The sequence below is a fragment of the Streptomyces sp. NPDC001027 genome (assembly GCF_040299045.1).
Taxonomy (GTDB): Bacteria; Actinomycetota; Actinomycetes; order Streptomycetales; family Streptomycetaceae; genus Streptomyces.
On the sequence record NZ_JBEPBI010000011.1, the window covers coordinates 1 to 18014 of the forward strand.

Genomic DNA, 18014 nt, shown 5'->3' on the forward strand with positions numbered 1-18014 from the left:
GCTGTCCGGCCTGACGGCCGGACAGCCCTCACCAAGATCTTCATCAGCCTTCTAGATCAGGCGCGCCGGGGCGGGGTGAGCTTGTCGAGGTCCAGGCTGATCTCGAAGGGCACCGGCCGTCGGAGCTCCCCTCGGAAGATGCCCGCGGGCGCGTAGGCACGGGTCGGCTCGTCGAGTTCGTAGACGTGGACGACGGGATCCCCGTCCTCGTCCTCCACACGCCAGTAGTGGGGGATGCCCGCCTCCGCGTACTTGCGGAGCTTGACCGTGCGATCCCGGTGCGCGGACTCGGGTGAGACGACCTCGATGACGAGTTTCACGTCCTCCGGGGCGTACCAGGTGCGATCGGGGTCGTAGGGCACGTTCGTCAGCAGGAGGTCCGGCTCGGGGCGGTTCCGGGCATCGAGGCGGATCGTCATCTCCCGCTCGACCTCGATACCGGCTGGCGCCTGCGCCATGAGGGTGGTGGTGAGAGCGGTGACGAGGCGGCCGTGCCAGGCTCGCTGCGGCGACATCATGAAGACGAGGGCTCCGTCGATGAGCTCGGTGTGGCGTGGCGCCTCGGGGAGGCGGTCCAGGTCCTCCGCGAACCAGCCTTCCGCACGCGGGGGGCGCATCCAGTCGGGCAGTGCGGTCATGGCTCAACGGTAGCGACTCGCTGCGGCGCGGGCCACGAGATCGTCGTCGGCGCGAGGACGTGCGGCCGGGGCGTCGTCCGCCGGACCCTCGGCGCGTCCGGGACCTCCCGTTCGATGCGAGCATGGGGGGTGTTCGGTGCGTGGGGGAGGGGGCGGCGTGACACGGGTGGGGGAGCTGTACGCGCAAGGTGCGCGGTTGTACGACGCCGCTGTCGCGCTGCGGGCCGACCACGCCCGTGCCGTGGACGCCGTCCGAGCCGCTCACGCGCCGCTCAGGGACGCGCTCGTCGCCGATGAGCTCGGGTCCATCGCGCTCACCCGGCTGAAGGACGTCACCGAGGGACGGCTGCGGCTCGCGGCCGTCGAAGGGGCCGGCTTCGGCTCCGTCCGGGAGGTGTACGAGGCCGGCCGCCACCAGCTCCGGCTGATCCCCGGCGTCGGCGCGCAGACCGCCGACCAAGTCCTCGCCGCCGCACGGCAGATCGCCCGCGCGGTCGGGGAGACCGTCTCCGTGCGGATCGACGTCGACCGTCCCGAGCCCGGTACCGCGGCCCTGGTCGGCGCGCTGTACCGGCTCGTCGAGGCCGGCCCCGAACTGCCCCGTGCGGTGGCCGCCGCCGAGCGGTACGAGAAGCAGCTCGGCGAACTGCTGCCCGCGGTCCGCCCGGCCACCGGCCGGCTGCGGCTGGCCCTCGCCGGACGGCCCCGCCGGGAGGCCGCGCGCACCGCGGTCACCGCGTTGACCGCGCTGACGGCCGAGGCCGCCGAGGCCGGCGTGGCGCTGCACCTCGCGCAGGCCACCGCCGACCTGCTGCGCGAACCGGCCTCCGACATCGAGCCGTGGGTCGACTTCGAGGTGCGCTCGGCCGAGTACTACAGCCTGCTGGCGGAGATCTGCGCCCACCCGTCGGACACCGCGGCCGCCGAGGGCTTCGTGCCGTCGGACGTGGCCGAGCAGGTGCACGCCCAGCGGCTCGACGACACCCACCGCCGGGTCTCCCTGCGCGGCTACCAGGTCTTCGGGGCGCGGTTCGCGCTGGCCCGGCGGCGGGTCGTCCTCGGGGACGAGATGGGGCTCGGCAAGACGGTCCAGGCGATCGCCGTGCTCGCCCACCTGGCGGCCGAGGGCCACGCCCACTTCCTGGTGGTGTGCCCGGCCGGCGTGCTCATCAACTGGACCCGGGAGATCCGCGCGCGCAGCACGCTCAGGGCGGTGCCGGTGCACGGTCCGGACCGGCGGGACGCGTACGCCGAGTGGCGCGAGCGCGGCGGGGTCGCCGTCACCACCTTCGACGTGCTGCACACCCTGCCCGAGCCGGACGGGGCGACGCCGCCCGGACTCCTCGTCGTCGACGAGGCGCACTACGTCAAGAACCCCGCGACCCGGCGCGCCCGCTCGGTGGCGGTGTGGACCGGGCTGTGCGACCGGGTCCTGTTCCTCACCGGCACGCCGATGGAGAACCGGGTCGAGGAGTTCCGCGCCCTGGTGCGCTGCCTCCAGCCCGACCTCCTCCCCGCGATCCACGACAGCTGTACGGCGGCCGGCCCGCTGGTGTTCCGCAAGGCGGTCGCCCCCGCCTATCTGCGCCGCAACCAGAAGGACGTGCTCACCGAACTGCCCGCGCTGATCCACGTCGACGAGTGGGAGGAGTTCAGCGCCGCCGACGAGGACGCGTACCGGACGGCGGTCGCGGCGGGGAACTTCATGGCGATGCGCCGGGCCGCCTACGCCGACCCGGAGAAGTCCGCGAAGCTGCAGCGGCTGCGCGAACTGGTCGGGGAGGCCACGGAGAACGGCCTGAAGACCGTCGTGTTCTCGTACTTCCGCGACGTCCTCACCGCGGTCCGGGACGCGCTGGGCGGCGCCGTGTTCGGGCCGATCGCCGGCGACGTCCCGGCCGTCCGACGGCAGCGGCTCGTGGACGACTTCACGGCCGCGGAGGGAGCCGCGGTGCTGCTCTGCCAGATCGAGTCGGGCGGCGTCGGGCTCAACCTCCAGGCCGCGTCGGTGGTCGTCCTGTGCGAGCCGCAGACCAAGCCGACCCTGGAGCACCAGGCCGTGGCCCGGGCGCACCGCATGGGCCAGGTGCGGGCGGTCCAGGTGCACCGCCTGCTGGTCACGGACAGCGTGGACGACCGGCTGTTGCGCATCCTCGAGAGCAAGACCCGGCTCTTCGACGCCTACGCCCGCCGCAGCGACACGGCGGAGGCGACGCCGGACGCGGTCGACGTGTCCGACGACGGCCTCGCCCGCCGGATCGTGGAGGACGAGCAGCGCAGGCTCGCCGGTGAGCCGCGGGACGCCCGGTAGCGCGGACTCGTCCCGGGCTTACGATGCGCCCAGCCGTATGCCGATCGCGGCCGGTCGCACGTCGGTTCGTGCCGGCGGCCGTGCTCGGCGGCCGTCCCCGACGACCGCGACGGCGTCCGGGTGCACGCCGCACGCCCGACCGCCCCGCCGCCCGCCCGACCCATCGCCCGACAGCCCAGCCGAGACCCGACAGCCCGACAGCCCGACCCGTCTGAACCAGGAGCACGGTACTCGTGTCCATACCTCCGCCCCCGGAGTCCCACCAGCCCCAGGACCCGTACCAGCCTCCGCCCCCGCAGGGCCCGTACGCCCGGAGTTCCCACCCGCAGGGTCCCCAGCCGCAGGGTCCCTACCCTCAAGGCCCGTCTCCCGAGAACCCGTTCGCCCCGCCCCAGCAGCCCTCCCCGTATGACCAGCAGCCCTCCCCGTACGGCCAGCCGCCGTACTCGTACCCCCAGGGGCCGTACCCGCAGGCCCCCTACGGGGCGTCGCCGTATCCGGTGTGGGGGCAGGGCTACAGCCCCTACGGGCGGCCCTCGGTCATCAACGGCGTGGCCATCGCCGCCCTCGTGCTCGGCATCCTCTGCTTCCTGCCGGGCGTGGGTCTGGTGCTCGGGATCGTCGCGCTGGCGCAGATCAAGAAGCGCGGGGAGCGCGGCAAGGGGATGGCGGTCGCGGGCGCCGTCCTGTCCTCCGTCGGGCTGGCGCTGTGGGTCCTGATGCTGGCGACCGGCGGAGCCGCCGAGTTCTGGGAGGGGTTCAAGGAGGGCGCGGGCCCCGGCTCCAGTTTCTCGCTGGCCAAGGGCGACTGCTTCGACGTGCCCGGTGACACCTTCGGCTCGGACGTCTACGACGTCGACGAGGTGCCCTGCTCCGGCGAGCACGACGCCGAGGTGTTCGCCACGATCCCGCTGTCCGGCCGTGACTACCCGGGCGAGGACGAGGTCGTGGAGGTGGCCGACGACAAGTGCTTCACGCTCCAGCACGCCTACGCGATGGATCCCTGGGCGCTGACCGAGGAGGTCGACGTCTACTACCTCACGCCCACCTCCGAGAGCTGGAGCTGGGGTGACCGGGAGATCACCTGCGTCTTCGGCAACGTGGACGAGAAGGGCTCCCTCACCGGCTCGCTGCGCGCCGACGAGACGACCCTCGACGCCGACCAACTGGCCTTTCTCAAGGCCATGGCCGCCGTCGACGAGACGCTCTTCGAGGAGCCGGACGATCTCCCCGAGGAGGATCTGGCGGCCAACCGGAGCTGGGCCGGCGACGCCGGCGACGTCACCGCCGCGCAGGCCGCCGTGCTGGGCGGCCGCACCTGGCCGGCGACGGTCCGGGCGCCGATGGCCGCTCTGGTGAAGGACATGCAGCGAGCAGGCAAGGAGTGGGCGGCGGCGGAGAAGGCCTCCGACGCGGACGCCTTCTACCGGCACTACGAGATCGCCTACGGGGTCGTGGACGGCGACACGACAGTCACCGCCCGCGAGGCTCTGGGCCTGGCCACCACACCGCCCGACTACGAAGACGACTCCGGCGACTCGGGCGACGGCACGAGCGGGGACGACGGCGACAGCGGCCTCGATGTGTGATCACGTCCTCAGCGGGGAGAAAGTGCCTGGGTGAAGCGTTTCGCCGATAGATGTCATCACATCGAGTGATTCTCTGGCCTTTACTTGCACGGCTCAACCCACGGTTGCCAGGCTGTAGCTGTCTGTACAACCTGATGGGAGTGGCCAGTGACATTCGGTGAGCAGCCGGCGTATCTGCGCGTCGCGGGTGATCTTCGCAAGAAGATCACCGACGGGTCGCTGCCACCGCACACCCGGCTCCCCTCCCAGGCGAGAATCCGCGAGGAGTACGGCGTCTCCGACACCGTCGCCCTCGAGGCGCGCAAGGTGCTGATGGCCGAGGGGCTGGTCGAGGGCCGTTCCGGTTCGGGCACGTATGTGCGCGAGCGGCCCGTGCCCCGGCGGATCGCCCGCTCCGGCTACCGCCCGGTCAGCGGCGCGACGCCCTTCCGGCAGGAGCAGGCCGAGGCGCACGCGCGCGGCACGTGGGAGTCCAGCAGTGAGCAGACCGAGGCGGGGGCCGCCGTCGCGGAGCGGCTCGGCATCCAGGCCGGCGACCGCGTGATGCGCACCCGGTACGTCTTCCGCGAGGCGGGCGAGGCGATGATGCTCTCCACCTCGTGGGAGCCCCTCGCGCTCACCGGGCGCACGCCCGTCATGCTGCCCGAGGAGGGGCCGCTCGGCGGCATGGGCGTCGTGGAGCGGATGCGCGCGATCGACGTCATCGTCGACAACGTCACGGAGGAGGTGGGCGCGCGCCCCGGTCTCGCGGAGGAGCTGCTCGCCCTCGGCGGCGTCCCCGGACATGTGGTCCTGGTCGTGCAGCGCACGTACTACGCCTCGGGCCGCCCGGTCGAGACGGCCGACGTGGTGATCCCGGCCGACCGGTACCGGGTCGCCTACCACCTGCCGGTGAAGTAGCCCCCGGGCCGGCGGGGCGCGGCGCGAGCGCATCGGCCTGTCGGGTCGCCGATGCGGCAGCGCACGGGCGTCGGCCTGTCGGGTCTCCGGTGCGGTAGCGCATGCGCATCGACGGCGCACACCCTTCCGGCAGTTGCCTCCGGAAACCCCACGGTCCGGGCCCGTCCGCGCGCCGTCGGAATCCGGTCGTTTCCGGGCGTTCCCGCAGGTCGCCCCCTAGGCGCCCAGACCCCCGCCGACCGGACACATCGTGGTGCGCGCACGGCGCGTCCGGCCTCGTGCGCCCCCTGCGTCCTGGCTGGTTGCGTACCTCTTTGTGTAAATCCGTGTTCGCTGAGTAAAGGTAAGGCGTACGCTCGGGCATATGCGGATTGCGGTTTCCTTGGAAGGCGGGGCGCGCGGCGTGCCGCGGACGGGATCCGGGCGGCGGTCGGGGGCGGGAAGGGGGCGTGCGGCGCGATGAACGACAGCACCATCTCTCTGCCTTGGCACGTGATACGGCAGGACGACAACGGCAACCGCTATCGTGTGGGCCGGTACGCGACCAGGGCCGAGGCCCAGAAGATCGCGGACAGCCTCGACGGCCGCGGACACAAGCAGCTGTACTGGGTCGAGCGCGTCGGCCAGGGACAGAGTCACGGGCACGGCCAGGGCCAGGTCCCGGCGCAGCCCCCGGGTCCGGGCCACGCGCAGCCGCAGGTCCAGGCGCACAACGGCGAGGGCACCCGGAACTGAACCGCGTCGGCGCGGGACCGCCCCGCGGAACTGAACCGCTCTCCGGGCGAGTTGCCCTGCTCCCGTAGGCTCCGCCGCATGACGGAACGGATCGTGGTGGTGGGAGCCGCCCTGTTCGACGGCGGTCGTCTGCTCGCCGCCCGCCGCAGCGCGCCGCCGGAGCTCGCCGGACGCTGGGAGCTGCCCGGCGGCAAGGTCGAGAAGGGCGAGACGCCCGAGGCGGCCCTCACGCGCGAACTGCGCGAGGAACTCGGCGTCGACGCGGACGTCGTCGCACGCGTCCCCGGCGAATGGCCCCTGAAACCGCCCTATGCGCTGCAGGTGTGGAGCGCCCGGCTGCGCCCCGGCTCCGCAGCCCCCCGGCCCCTCCAGGACCACGACGCGCTGCGCTGGCTCGCCCCGGACGAGATCTGGCACGTCGACTGGCTCGACCAGGACGTGCCCGCGGTCCGCGAGACGCTCTCGACGCTTCCGAGGGCTGCGGGCGCTGCGCAGGCGCCTCCGAGGGCTCAGGGGGCTCCGAGGGTTCCGGGGGACGGCTGACCGGCGGCAGAACCGCTGTCGTACGCCGTTCGCGCCACAGCACGCCCCGTGCGGCGGTACTGACTCCCTGATATCGGGTATGTGCCCATTAACCCCATGAAATCAGACAGGGGTGTACTCGCTGGCCCGGGAAGTGATCGGCGTGATCGACACCGAAGGCGACCGCGCCGAGTGGACGTTCCCCGCGGACCCCGGCGCGGTGCGCACCGCCCGCCGCGCCGTGCGCGAGCAGTTGCGCGCCTGGGGCCTCGACAGTGTGGGCGACCTCGCCGCGCTGTTGGTCAGCGAACTCGTCACCAACGCCCTGCGGCACGCCACCGGTCCCATCGGCGTCCGCCTGGTCCGCCCCGCCCGGCTCGAGGGCGTGCTCCTGGTCGAGGTCTCCGACCCGCTGCCGGAGCCGCCCCGCGAGCGGATCGCCCGGCCCGACGACGAGAGCGGACGCGGACTGCAACTGGTCGCCTCCTCCTCGCGTCGCTGGGGTACTCGTCCGGGGGACACCGGCAAGACGGTGTGGTTCGAACTCGCCGTGCCGGATTGACCCGCCCCGGTGCGGGGATGAGCCGGTGTACAGCGGGGGCGACGCTGTCGCCGTCGGGTTCCGGTCGCCGACCGGGGCCGGAAGGTGTGGTTCGACGACGTGTCCGCTGGTTAGAAGACGGGAAGTGTCGTCGCAGGACGGGCCGGAAAAAGCCTGGACCGTGCTGTGATCGTGAACACCGTGTCGTGCGGCCCCGTAGTGCTGGATACTGCGGGCAGCCGCCGCCGGTGACCGGTGCCGGGCGCGGTGAGCTGGAGGGGACGGTTCGCGTGAGCGAGATACCAGCGAAGGCCACGGAGTTCGAGGACCCGTCGGGCGGCGCGAGGGCCGAGGCCGCCGTGCCCGGCGATCTCCCGGACGGCGAGGCGCCCGGCGACGCCATCTGGCAGAGCAGCCCGCCCGGCTCGATCTACGACTACATCAAGGTCGCCTCGTTCTCCATCGGCCCCGACGGTCTCGTCGACCAGTGGAGCCTGCGCGCCGAGCAGATCTTCGGCATCCCCGCCGAGCGGGCCGTGGGGATGGACCCCATCGACGCGTTCATCGACCCGGACCTGCGCGAGCGCGGCCAGCGCAAGATGGCCGAGATCCTGGACGGGCGCGAGTGGACCGGTGTGGTCCCGTTCCGGATGCCCGACCCGGTGCCCGGCGGCGGGCGCGGCGAGCAGGGCCTCGCCGAGGTGTACGTCATGCCCACGCGCAGCCTGGACGGCGAGAAGGCCGCCGTGTGCATCGTCGTCGACGTCCGCACGCTCCGCAGCATCGAGACGGACCTCGCCGCCTCGCAGGCCATTTTCGGCCAATCCCCCTTCGGGTTCCTGCTGATCGACCCCGACCTGCGGGTCCGCCGCGCCAACCATCGGTTCGCCTCCGTCTTCGGCGGCACCCCCGACGACCACCGCGGCATGGGCGTCCACGACTACCTGCCCCGGTCCGAGGCCGACCGGGTCAGCGCGACGCTGCGCCGGGTGCTGCAGACCGGCGAGTCCATCACGGACATGCACGTCACCGGCTTCGTGCCGGGCTCCGACGAGCGCCGGCACTGGTCGATCAACCTCTACCGGGTGCACAGCGGCAGCGGCCGCCCGATCGGCGTCGCATGGCTGGGCACGGACATCACCGCCCGGCGCGCCGCGGCCCGCGAGGCCGCCGCCGCGCGGCGCAATCTCGCCCTCCTGAACGACGCGGGAGCCCGCATCGGGAACTCCCTCGACCTGGAGACGACCGCGCGCGAACTCCTCGACGTCGTCGTGCCCGGCTTCTGCGACCTCGCCACCGTCGACCTCTACCAGGGGTTGCTGGCCGGCGACGAGACCCCGCCCGGCCTCGCCGACGGCAGCGCGGAACTGCGCAGGGTCGCCTTCTCGTCCGCCGTCTCCGACGCGCCCTTCCCCGGGGCGGGCGCGCCCGTCGCCGTCGGCGCGGTCCACCACTTCCCGTTCAACTCGCCGTGCGCCGACGCCCTGCGCACCGCCCGCCCGCGGACCATCCCCGGCGACGAGGGCGGCCTCGTGCAGGGCACCCTCGCCGTCCCGATGGTCGCCCACGACACCGTCGTCGGCCTCGCGCAGTTCTCGCGGACCAAGGGCAGCGAGCCGTTCGGGGACCGGGACCGCGATCTGGCGGTGGAGCTCGCGGCGCGGGCGGCGGTCTGCATCGACAACGCCCGGCTGTACCGGCGCGAGCACGAACGGGCGCTGATACTGCAGCGGTCGCTGCTCCCGCCCGGCGACCCGGTGGCGTCCGGCCTGGACATCGCCTGTCGCTACCTGCCCGGCAACGTCTCCACCGGCCGTCCCAGCGAGGTCGGCGGCGACTGGTTCGACGTCATCGAACTGCCCGGTCACCGCACCGCGTTGGTGGTGGGGGACGTGATGGGCCGCGGCCTGCGGGCGGCGGTCGCGATGGGCGAACTGCGCACGGCCGTCCGCACGCTGGCCCTGCTGGACCTCGAACCGGCGGAGGTGCTCTCCGCGCTGGACGAGATCGCGCGCGGTCTCGGCACCCCCGGAGGCGTCCAGCAGGCGACCAGGGCCGCCCGCCGCCCCCGCGAGGCCGACCTGTCCGAGGTGTACCTCGCGACCTGCGTCTACGCGGTCTACGACTCGGTGACCCGCCGCTGCACCTTCGCCAACGCGGGCCATCTCCCGCCGGTCCTCGTCGAGCCCGGTGAGCCGGCGCTGATGCTCGACGTGCCGCCCGGCATGCCGCTCGGCGTGGGCGGCGAGCCCTTCGAGGAGGTCGAGGTCGAACTGCCCGAGGGTGCGCTGCTGGCGCTCTACACGGACGGCCTCGTCGAATCCCGCGACCATCCGCTGGACGAGGGCCTCAACGCGTTCGTCGGCGCTCTCACCGATCCCTCCGCTCCCCTCGAGGACGTCTGCGACCACGTCCTCAGCACCCTCGACTCGCACCACGGCGAGGACGACATCGCGCTGCTCATGGCCCGGGTGCAGGGCCTGCCCGCCGACTCGGTCGGCGACTGGACCCTGCCCCGTGAGCCGCGCAGTGTGGGCCGGGCCCGGGAGCACGCCCGCGGCCGGCTGATCGCCTGGGGCCTCGAACCCCTCGTCGACACGACGGAACTGCTGGTGAGCGAACTCGTCACCAACGCGCTGCGGTACGGCGAGGGAGAGATCAGGCTACGGCTGCTGCTGGACCGCACCCTGGTGTGCGAGGTCTGGGACGCCGGCCTCGTCCAGCCGCGCAGGCGCCGCGCCCGGGACACCGACGAGGGCGGCCGCGGCCTCCAGCTCGTCGGCTTGCTGGCGGCGGCCTGGGGCTCCCGCCGGACACCGCGCGGGAAGACGGTGTGGTTCGAACTGCCGCTGCCGGACGGCGAGACGGGCCTGACGGACCCGGCGGAGGCCCTGCTGAGCCTGTTCTGACCCCCGCCCGGACACGACGGACGGCGGACACGAGGGACGGCAGACACGAGGGACGGCACCCGAGGGACGGCAGGCAGGACGGACGGGAGGCAGGACGACCGACCGACGTGGCCTGCGTCCAGCCGGGTTTCGCGTCGCCGCCGCGTGGTCACGTGCCGCCGGGGCTTGGGTCGGCGAGGCCGGGCGGGGGGTCGGTGTCGCCGGGCTGTGGGGCGGCGGGGGCTGTGTGCGTGCCGTCGGGGGCGGGTCCGGGTGGGACGATGCCGCCCAGCGCGGCGCCGGCCGCGCCGCTCTCACCGGTCGCCCCCTCCGGTGCGGGGCCGGGATTGCCGTGCGTTCTCACGTCCTGCCCGGCCAGCTCCCAGGACTCCAGGGCGAGGTCGTCGGCGGCGCGGCGGTCGGCCGGATCGTTCGCGGCGAGGAGACGTTCCGCTTCGGCCAGCCGGGTGCGCGCGGCGGCGCCGACCACGCCGCGGTGCGTCTCGACGAAGTCCGCCGCCGTGCCCGTGGCGGCGCGGGCGGCGATCAGGGCGGCGGCCGGCAGCACCCCGCCCCGCACCGGGGCGAACGGCTCCGTGGCCCGCACGATCCGGCGCAGCACGTCGACCGGATCCCAGGGCCGGCCGGCCGTCAGCTCCTGCCGCACGGAGGCAAGGACAGCGTCCGCGTGCCGCAACTGGGCGTGCGCGCCGGGAGCCGTGGCCGCCGCCTCGTCTGCCCGGGCCGCGGACAGCTCCGCCTCCGCACCGGTCAGGGCGGCAGGCGCCGTCTGCTCGGCCGCCTTCAGCAGCGCGGCGAGCCGGTCGACCCCGCCGAGCAGGACCGCGGCCTGGGCGACCGCGGCCTCGGCGGCCCGCAGATGCGCCGCCGCCGTCCCGGCGCGTCCCGAATCGGCGGACTGACGGGCCTCGTTCAGTCGGACGGTGGCGAACAGCAGCCGGTCCTTGGCCTGTTCGACGTTCCCGACGACGGAGGCGGTGGCGGTGGGCGCGTACCGCGTCCGCAGGTCCGCGAGGACGGTCTCCGAGGCCGCCACGAGCCCCGTCAGCTCCCGGAACCGGCCCTCGGCGACGCCCAGGGCCGCGTCCGGCCCGCCGTCCGGGCCGCGCAGCCGCCCCAGGGCGTCGGCCACCGAGTCCAGTCGCCGTGTCGTCTCCTCGCACCGTCCGACGATCCCCGCGAGCGCGTGCGTTCGTGGGGCCTCCTCGGCCGGCGTGCCCTCGTCGTACCGCCGGCGCATCCGGAACGCCGCGGCGAGTTCGGCGCCGGCCTCCTCGACGGTCCGGCGCAGGGGCGCCACGGTCTGACCGCCGAACAGGGCGTCGACGTAGTCGAGTTCGATGCGGGTCGCACGGATGCGGTCGTCGGCCTCGACCAGCGCGGCGCAGGCGCGCTCGTCGAGGGCGGCGAGGGGCCGGATCGCGGATCGCGGCGGCGGGGGGCCGTCGGCCGACCCGCCGGGGGTGGTCCGGCTGCGGGCCCGACGGACCCGGCGCACATACCCGTATCCGGCGAGCGCGCCGACCGCGGCGACCGCCACGAGCGGCAGCACCAGGTCGGCGGCGGACGTCTCGTCCTCTTCCTCCACGGCGGCCGCGACGGAGCTCGGAGCGGACGCCGGCTCCTTGATCGCAACCGGAGCGTCGTCGCGGGACGTCATCCCTGGCAACACCAGCCACACGAGCCCGATCGCACAGCCCAGCAGGGCGTGCGCCACCCGCACGGATATGTGCGGCCCGGGACGCCGCGGCCGGCCTCGAGGCAGGGAAGAGGTCACATTTGGGAGCGTATGGCCGTGTATCCGGTCACGCGAGCGGGATACACCCGGGGCGGGGGCGGTGGGGCGCAACGACACGGGAGGGACGACCGGGATGGACCGATCGCCGGAACGCACGGAGTCGCAATCGCAAGTGCAGCAGCCGCCAGTGCAGCTGAGCCCGGAGTCGGAGCCGACACCGGAGCCGAGACCGGAGCCGGAGCCGACGGAGAGCAGGGCCCTGCAGGCCGAACCGACGCCCAGGCAACGGCCCGGTCCTGCCCCCACCGCCGACAAGGCCAAGGGCACGGGCACGGGCACGGGCACAGATACGGATACGGATACGGATACGGACGCTGCAGCCGCCGCACCCGTGTCCCCCGCCGCGGAGACCGCCGACCCGGCCCCGGCCGCAGCCCCCGCGCGCGCGGCCCCCGCACCCCCCGCCGCCGAGCGCGGTGACGCCCCGCCCGAGCCGCCGCCCGCGTCGGACGCCGCGTCCGACGCGGAGGGCGGCGCCGACGGCCGCGGGCCGCGCCCACGTCGGCTGCGCCGGGTCCGCCGCGCCGCCCTCGTCCTCGTCCTGCTGCTCCTGACGCCGATCCTCGTCGCCGAGGCCGCACTGCGCGTGAACTACCTGGGCGACCCGGGCGACGGCACGTACACCCGCGGCAAGGACGCCATCTGGCTGGGCCACGCCTGGGTGGACGGCCGCAAGACCGAGGCCGACGTCGAGACCCTGACCCGCCGCCTCGCCGACACCGGCATGCGGGACCTCTATGTGCACGCCGGGCCGCTGGAGCACGACGGCACGCTGCCGAAGTCCGCCTACGCGAACGCGCGGTGGTTCATAGCCGCCGTGCACCGGGAGGCGCCGAAGCTGCGCGTCCAGGCCTGGCTCGGCGACGTGCTCGCCACGGAGACCCCGGACGGCATGCGGCTGGAGCGGCCGGAGACCCGCGCCGCCGTCGTGCGGTCCACCCGCGAGATCCTCGCGGCCGGTTTCGAGGGCGCCCACTTCGACCTCGAACCCCTCCACTCCGACGACGCCGACTACCTCGCCCTGCTCGACTCCCTGCGCGCCGTCACCCGGGAGCACCACGCCCAGCTGTCCGTCGCCGCCCACCAGATCGACCCGGTGCCCGGATTCCACTCCTTCTGGGGCACGACCACCGGGCACCCCAAGTGGTGGTCGCAGAAGTTCTTCGGCCAGGTCGCCCGCCGCGTCGACCAGATCGCCGTGATGTCGTACGACACCATGCAGCCGCTGCAGAGCACGTACGGCGGTTACGTCGCCCAGCAGACGTCCCTCGCCCTGGAGGTCACTCCGCGCTCCACCGACCTGCTGATGGGCCTGCCCTTCTACCGGGAGAACCGCTTCGGCCACTGGGCGCACGCGGAGACGGTCGCCGCCGCCGTCCGGGGCGTCCGGCTGGGCCTGTCCCGCACCGACGCCGACCGCGAGAACTTCGGCGTCGCGGCGTACGTGGACTTCGCGGCGACGGAGACCGACTGGACGTCGTACCAGGACGGTTGGGTCCGGTAGACGGACGGGCTTTTTACCCGTCGCCCCCTGGTGAAGGCAGGGGGCGCTGGGATCATGACCTCATGTACTGGGCTCTGGTGGGTTTCGGCGTCGTCTGCGTGACGATCATGGGAGCGATGGGCGTCGCGGCAGTCACCCGGGAGTGGGTGCCGCCGCGGGGCCGCGCGCGGGTGCTGCGGCCGAGACTGTGGGGGACCGGCGCCCTCATGAGCGCCGTGGGCCTCGGCCTGTTCATGTGCCTGGGCCCGCTGGCCACCGACCGGCCGGCGGTGAACTTCTACATCCCGATCGCCGGAATGGCCGTCAACTTCGCCGGGCTCGGGGTGCAGATGCTCGCCCGCCGCCCCGGCCGCACCCCCCGGCTGCCCCCGGCGTCTACGACGACCGTCTCCTGATCTTCGAGCCCAGCCACACCAGCGGGTCGTACTTGCGGTCGACGGCGCGTTCCTTCAGCGGGATCAGCGCGTTGTCCGTGATCTTGATGCCTTCGGGGCAGACCTCCGTGCAGCACTTGGTGATGTTGCAGTAGCCGAGGCCGTGCTCGTCCTGGGCCGTGCGTTTGCGGTCCAGGCCGCTCGCCTCGGCCCCGTCCAGCGGGTGCATGTCCAGCTCGGCGACCCGCATGAGGAAGCGGGGGCCGGCGAACGCCGCCTTGTTCTCCTCGTGGTCGCGCACCACATGGCAGGTGTCCTGGCACAGGAAGCACTCGATGCACTTGCGGAACTCCTGCGAACGGTCCACGTCCTCCTGGAACATCCGGTACTCGCCCGGCCCGACCCCTTCGGGCGGCACGAACGCCGGGACCTCCCTTGCCTTGCGGTAGTTGAACCCGACGTCCGTGACCAGGTCGCGGATCACCGGGAAGGCCCGCAGCGGGGTCACGGTGATCGTCTCGTCCGGGGTGAACACCGACATGCGCGTCATGCACATCAGCCGGGGCCGCCCGTTGATCTCCGCGGAGCAGGAACCGCACTTGCCCGCCTTGCAGTTCCAGCGCACCGCGAGGTCGGGCGCCTGGGTGGCCTGCAGCCGGTGGATGATGTCCAGCACCACCTCGCCGTCGTTGACGTCGACCGCGAAGTCCTCCAGACCGCCGCCCTCCGTGTCGCCGCGCCAGACCCGGAACCGTGCCTCGTAGCCGCTCATTCGCACAGCTCCTCTTCGGTGAGGTACTTGACCAGCTCCTCCTTCTCGAAGAGGGCGAGCAGGTCGGGGCGGACCGGTTCGGTCGTCTCGCGGACGAGCTGGATCCGGCCGCGCTGCGGGTCGTCGGACGCCGGGTCCCCGGTGGGATCGGCGAGCCGGCAGATCAGGTTGACGTTGCGCCACGTCCGCTCCATCGCCGGACAGTCCTCGCGGGTGTGGCCGCCGCGCGACTCGGTGCGCTCCAGGGCCGCCCGCGCCACGCACTCGCTGACCAGCAGCATGTTCCGCAGGTCGAGCGCCAGGTGCCAGCCCGGGTTGAACTGGCGGTGGCCCTCGACGCCGGCCCGCCGGGCCCGGACCCGCAGCTGCGCCAGCCGGTTCAGGGCCTCCTCCATCTCGGCCTGCCGGCGGATGATGCCCACCAGGTCGTTCATGGTCTGCTGGAGTTCCTGATGGAGGGTGTACGGGTTCTCCGCGGGGCCGCTCGCGGGCCCCTCGTCGGCCGTCTCGGCGGAGAAGGGGCGCAGCGCCTCGGCGGCCGCCGCGTCCACCTGCGCGTCGTCCACCGGCGGGCGCTCGTACGCCGTCGCCGCCGCGTACTCGGCGGCGTGCAGGCCCGCCCGCCGGCCGAACACCAGCAGGTCGGAGAGGGAGTTGCCGCCGAGCCGGTTGGAGCCGTGCATGCCGCCGGCCACCTCGCCGGACGCGTACAGTCCCGGCACGCCCCGTGCGGCGGCCGTGTCGGAGTCGACCGCGATGCCGCCCATCACGTAGTGGCAGGTCGGCCCGACCTCCATGGCCTCGGCGGTGATGTCGACGTCGGCGAGTTCCTTGAACTGGTGGTACATCGAGGGCAGCCGGCGCTTGATGACCTCGGCAGGCATCCGCGTCGACACGTCCAGGAAGACCCCGCCGTGCGGGGAGCCGCGGCCCGCCTTCACCTCGGAGTTGATGGCGCGGGCCACCTCGTCACGGGGGAGCAGCTCGGGCGGACGCCGGTTGTGGTCCGGGTCCTCGTACCAGCGGTCGCCCTCCTCCTCGGACTCGGCGTACTTCTCCTTGAAGACGTCGGGGACGTAGTCGAACATGAACCGCTTGCCCTCGGAGTTGCGCAGCACCCCGCCGTCGCCGCGCACCGACTCGGTGACGAGGATGCCCTTCACCGACGGCGGCCAGACCATGCCCGTCGGGTGGAACTGCACGAACTCCATGTTGAGCAGGGGCGCCCCGGCGAGCAGGGCCAGCGCGTGGCCGTCGCCGGTGTACTCCCACGAGTTGGACGTCACCTTGAAGGACTTGCCGATGCCGCCGGTCGCGATGACCACGGCGGGCGCCTGAAGGACGAAGAAGCGGCCGGTCTCGCGCTCGTAGGCGAAGACGCCGCTGACCCTCGATCCGTCCTTCAGGATCCGGGTGACCGTGCACTCCTGGAAGACCTTCAGCCGCGACTCGTAGTCGCCGGTCTCCCTGTGGTCCTCCTGCTGGAGCGAGACGATCTTCTGCTGGAGGGTGCGGATCAGCTCCAGGCCCGTCCGGTCGCCGACGTGCGCGAGGCGCGGGTACTCGTGGCCGCCGAAGTTGCGCTGGGAGATCCGGCCGTCCTTCGTGCGGTCGAAGAGGGCGCCCCAGGTCTCCAGCTCCCAGACCCGGTCCGGGGCCTCCTGGGCGTGCAGCTCGGCCATCCGCCACTGGTTGAGGAACTTGCCGCCGCGCAGGGTGTCGCGGAAGTGGACCTGCCAGTTGTCGTGCTCGTTGGCGTTGGCCATCGCCGCCGCGATGCCGCCCTCGGCCATGACGGTGTGCGCCTTGCCGAACAGCGACTTGCAGATGACGGCGGTGCGGGCGCCGCGTTCACGGGCCTCGATGGCGGCCCGCAGTCCGGCGCCTCCCGCGCCGACCACGACGACGTCCCACTCCTGGCGGTCGACCACGGACATCAGCAGGCCCCACTCATCAGGTTCGGCAGCATCTAGAAAAACCTCGGATCGTCGAAGACACCGGACGCGACGAGATAGACGTAGAAGTCGGCGAGCGCCACGCTCACCAGCGACGCCCAGGCCAGTTGCATGTGACGGGCGTTGAGCCTGCCGACGAACTGCCACGCCCGGTAGCGCACGGGGTGCCTGGAGAAGTGCTTCAGCTTGCCGCCGACGATGTGCCGGCAGGAGTGGCAGGAGATCGTGTACGCCCAGATCAGCCCGATGTTCAGCAGGAAGACGAGGGTGCCGAGCCCCATGTGCCCCCACGCGTAGTGCTCGTCGCGGAAGGCCAGCACGGTGTCGTAGGTGAGGATCCCGGCGACGACGATCGCGGCGTAGAAGAAGTACCGGTGGATGTTCTGCAGGATCAGCGGGAAGCGGGTCTCACCGGTGTACTTCCTGTGCGGCTCGGCCACCGCGCAGGCCGGGGGCGAGGCCCAGAAGCCCCGGTAGTAGGCCTTGCGGTAGTAGTAGCAGGTCAGCCGGAAGCCGAGCGGGAAGATCAGGATGATGATCGCGGGGGAGATCCCCCACCAGGCGCCGAACAGCTCCGCGTTGGGGCCGTGCCGCATGGCGTCGCAGTTCTCCGCCAGGCAGGGGGAGTAGAACGGCGAGACGTAGGGGGCCGCGTAGTAGTCGGCGTTCGCGAAGGCCCGCCAGGTCGAGTAGACGACGAACGCCAGCAGACCGGCGGCGGTGGCGGCGGGGGCCAGCCACCAGCGGTCGGTCCGCAGATGGGGCGCGGCGATCGCGGCGCGGCCTGCGCCGCGTACGCCGCTCGGGGGATGGGGGTCGGTGGGGGCGGGTTCCGTACCAGTGGCCAACGCAGGACTCCGGTTCGGGTCGGGAGGCTCGGTCGGGAGGCTCGGGTCAGGGGGCGTGTCGGTCCCGGGCGCCGAGTCCCTCGTCGTCCGTGTCGATCCACAGGGAGTCGTCGTAGGGGGTGTCGGGGATGGTGAGCAGTTCGGGCTTGCGCGGGGCGCCGGGATGGGCGGCGGCCTCGCGCAGCAGCGCGACGCTCTCCCGCAGGTGGTCCGCGTCGGTGCGGACGCGGCGCATCTCCAGGCCGCCGCTGCCGATCTGCTGTTCCAGGCGGCCGACGGACCGGGAGAGGTCGTCGAGGCAACGCTGGACGGTTGTCAGGTCGTCGTGCACGGACATGACATGACCTCGCTTCCGTGGGCAGGGCCCGGGACGGCAACGTTCATGCGCCTGCGAGTGTTGCGCGTCACAACGGTGGATGTGAAGGCGTGTGCAGTGATTGGCGGATACGGAGGGGTGCGGAGGGAGTGCGGAGGGGTTGCGTTGCTCCGCACGAGTGGGGTTGCGGGGCCCCGCCGCCGTGTCGCTCCCGGCAGGCGAACCCTTTCCTCTTCAGTGGGCCGTAGATCTGATCAACTCAAAAATACCGCCAAATGTGATCAGAACGCACTGCCAGCGGC

Annotated in this window: 14 protein-coding genes and 1 pseudogene; 9 read left to right on the plus strand and 6 right to left on the minus strand. The window is 72.9% G+C overall.

Annotated elements, in window-relative coordinates:
- Positions 1-56: 56 nt before the first annotated feature.
- The gene (locus tag ABT300_RS05825; RefSeq protein WP_351672537.1) at positions 57-638 is read right to left on the minus strand and encodes a Uma2 family endonuclease; all 582 of its coding nucleotides are present in this window, start codon (positions 636-638) and stop codon (positions 57-59) included.
- 157 nt (positions 639-795) lie between these two features.
- On the opposite strand from ABT300_RS05825, the gene ABT300_RS05830 reads away from it, so the two are divergent.
- The 7 genes and pseudogenes from ABT300_RS05830 to ABT300_RS05860 all read left to right on the plus strand — a co-directional run bounded on the left by ABT300_RS05830 (position 796) and on the right by ABT300_RS05860 (position 10145).
- Positions 796-2949 (plus strand): DEAD/DEAH box helicase, encoded by a 2154-nt coding sequence (locus tag ABT300_RS05830; protein ID WP_351672539.1) that lies wholly within the window; start codon positions 796-798, stop codon positions 2947-2949.
- 233 nt (positions 2950-3182) lie between these two features.
- Positions 3183-4538 (plus strand): DUF4190 domain-containing protein, encoded by a 1356-nt coding sequence (locus ABT300_RS05835; protein WP_351672541.1) that lies wholly within the window; start codon positions 3183-3185, stop codon positions 4536-4538.
- Positions 4539-4685: 147 nt separating this feature from the next.
- A complete protein-coding gene (locus tag ABT300_RS05840) occupies positions 4686-5438 on the plus strand; it encodes a GntR family transcriptional regulator (RefSeq protein ID WP_351672543.1) in 753 nt (250 codons plus the stop codon).
- Positions 5439-5897: 459 nt separating this feature from the next.
- Positions 5898-6071, plus strand: a pseudogene (locus tag ABT300_RS44415) (SPOR domain-containing protein); the annotation flags it as partial.
- Positions 6072-6251: 180 nt separating this feature from the next.
- A complete protein-coding gene (locus tag ABT300_RS05850) occupies positions 6252-6716 on the plus strand; it encodes a (deoxy)nucleoside triphosphate pyrophosphohydrolase (protein ID WP_351672547.1) in 465 nt (154 codons plus the stop codon).
- Between the two features lie 112 nt (positions 6717-6828).
- On the plus strand, positions 6829-7257 hold the full coding sequence (locus ABT300_RS05855; RefSeq protein ID WP_351672549.1) for an ATP-binding protein: 429 nt from the start codon (positions 6829-6831) through the stop codon (positions 7255-7257).
- Between the two features lie 269 nt (positions 7258-7526).
- A complete protein-coding gene (locus ABT300_RS05860) occupies positions 7527-10145 on the plus strand; it encodes a SpoIIE family protein phosphatase (RefSeq protein ID WP_351672551.1) in 2619 nt (872 codons plus the stop codon).
- A 148-nt stretch (positions 10146-10293) separates the two neighbouring features.
- On the opposite strand, the gene ABT300_RS05865 is transcribed toward ABT300_RS05860, so the two are convergent.
- Positions 10294-11922: a hypothetical protein gene (locus ABT300_RS05865; RefSeq protein ID WP_351672553.1), complete on the minus strand. Its 1629-nt coding sequence runs from the start codon at positions 11920-11922 to the stop codon at positions 10294-10296.
- A gap of 352 nt (positions 11923-12274) precedes the next feature.
- Here ABT300_RS05865 and ABT300_RS05870 point away from each other — a divergent pair, with 352 nt between their 5' ends.
- Together ABT300_RS05870 and ABT300_RS05875 are read left to right on the plus strand one after the other, a co-directional pair.
- On the plus strand, positions 12275-13447 hold the full coding sequence (locus ABT300_RS05870; RefSeq protein WP_351672555.1) for a glycoside hydrolase family 18 protein: 1173 nt from the start codon (positions 12275-12277) through the stop codon (positions 13445-13447).
- Between the two features lie 62 nt (positions 13448-13509).
- Positions 13510-13842, plus strand: coding sequence for a hypothetical protein (locus tag ABT300_RS05875; protein ID WP_351672557.1), 333 nt, complete (start codon positions 13510-13512; stop codon positions 13840-13842).
- Here the strand turns inward: ABT300_RS05875 and ABT300_RS05880 are convergent.
- Genes ABT300_RS05880 through ABT300_RS05895 form a run of 4 tightly spaced genes read right to left on the minus strand, consistent with a single transcriptional unit; the run spans position 13823 to position 17733 of the window.
- Positions 13823-14593, minus strand: a complete 771-nt coding sequence (locus tag ABT300_RS05880; protein ID WP_351672559.1) for a succinate dehydrogenase/fumarate reductase iron-sulfur subunit — start codon at positions 14591-14593, stop codon at positions 13823-13825. The genes ABT300_RS05875 and ABT300_RS05880 overlap by 20 nt on opposite strands.
- Positions 14590-16530, minus strand: a complete 1941-nt coding sequence (locus ABT300_RS05885; protein WP_351672561.1) for a fumarate reductase/succinate dehydrogenase flavoprotein subunit — start codon at positions 16528-16530, stop codon at positions 14590-14592. Before ABT300_RS05885 ends, ABT300_RS05880 begins: the two co-directional genes overlap by 4 nt.
- Before the next feature lie 32 nt (positions 16531-16562).
- Positions 16563-17396 carry a succinate dehydrogenase subunit SdhC gene (sdhC, locus tag ABT300_RS05890; protein WP_351672563.1) on the minus strand — a complete coding sequence of 278 codons (834 nt, stop codon included), beginning with the start codon at positions 17394-17396 and terminating at the stop codon, positions 16563-16565.
- 46 nt (positions 17397-17442) lie between these two features.
- Entirely contained in the window at positions 17443-17733 is a 291-nt protein-coding gene (locus tag ABT300_RS05895; RefSeq protein WP_351672564.1) for an Rv0250c family protein, read from the minus strand.
- Positions 17734-18014: the final 281 nt, after the last annotated feature.